The organism is Streptomyces sp. NPDC031132 (genome assembly GCF_055570595.1).
On sequence record NZ_JBVIGX010000068.1, the window covers coordinates 1 to 1,158 of the forward strand.

Consider the following 1,158-nt stretch of genomic DNA (forward strand, 5'->3'; position numbering starts at 1 on the left):
CAGACCACCCAGGTCCGTCCGGGCGAAGAGGCCCTGAACCGCATCACCGGCGCCCAGGACCCCTCCGGGATTCCGGTCACCATCACCGCACCGGTCGTCGAACGCGCCAAGCGCAGCGGCGGCGCCTCCCGCGGCAGGCGACGGCCCGCTTCGACGGTCCGGCGCGTGAGCGTGCGGCAGTCCGCCTTCGACGCGGCGGCCTGAGAACCGCGTGATCAGGAAACTGACCCATCTCTGCAGGAGGCACGTTTTGACGCTGGTCCAGATGCAGCCCCGCTCGACGAACGCCAACCCTGTGCACCGGACGGTGGACGACGCGATGGAGGCGGCCGGTCCACAGGTCTGTGACGACATGACGGTCGAGGTGGCCCTGGCCGTCATGGCCAGTGCCCGCGCGGGTCATCTGCTGGTCTGCGACGAGGACGGCCTGTGCACCGGGCTGGTCACCCAGGACAGGCTCGCCACCGTCCGCGACAGCGCGGCGTACACGGACCAGGTCCGTCTCCGCGACCTCCTGGGAGACCGCGGGCCGGTCACCTCGCCCTCGACCACGATGGCCGAAGCCGAGCACGCGATGCGCTACCGCCGGCTCGATGCCCTGCCGGTCGTCGACGAGCAGGGCAGCGCTCTGGGCGTCCTCGCCCTTGCCCGCTGAACCGCCTCACCACGGCACGACCATCCCCTTCTTCCTGCGAGGCAACATGCGCTCTGTCATCGCCCGCTTCCCGTTCGACCTGACCAATACGGGTGTCTTGGAGTCGATGAAGGGCATCAAGCCCGAGCCGGTCGTCGGCGAGTCCGCGATCATCGGCCGCCGTACCTACCCCGCCAAGCAGGTCGGCCAGGTCATCACTCGGCAGGACCGCCGTGACTTCAGCGCCAGCGAAGTTCTCCGGGCCATGACCCAGCTCCGGTTCACCTGCCGCGGCCTCCCCCGGGCCGCCGTGCCCACGCGCGGCCTCAGCCCGCTCCAGCAGGCTTCCGCGATGCTCGGCATCCCGGTGACCGTCTGACGGACGGGACCGGCGCAAGCCGACACCCGAACAGCGAGGAGGGGGGGGGGGGGGGGGGGGGGGGGGGGGAGCCCCTCCTCCACCGAGGGGGGGGAATCGCGGATGGGGGGGAGGGTGGGGGTGAGCTTCACCCTAGTTCGACGAT

2 protein-coding genes and 1 pseudogene are annotated in these 1,158 nt (G+C 71.1%); all 3 read left to right on the forward strand.

Annotation, left to right across the window (positions count from 1 at the left end; genetic code table 11):
- Positions 1-204 (forward strand): annotated as a pseudogene (locus ACZ49B_RS38330) (DEAD/DEAH box helicase); the annotation flags it as partial.
- Between the two features lie 46 nt (positions 205-250).
- Entirely contained in the window at positions 251-655 is a 405-nt protein-coding gene (locus tag ACZ49B_RS38335) for a CBS domain-containing protein (RefSeq protein WP_468315745.1), read from the forward strand.
- Between the two features lie 46 nt (positions 656-701).
- The gene (locus ACZ49B_RS38340; protein ID WP_468315747.1) at positions 702-1,013 is read left to right on the forward strand and encodes an SCO5918 family protein; all 312 of its coding nucleotides are present in this window, start codon (positions 702-704) and stop codon (positions 1,011-1,013) included.
- Positions 1,014-1,158 lie beyond the last annotated feature (145 nt).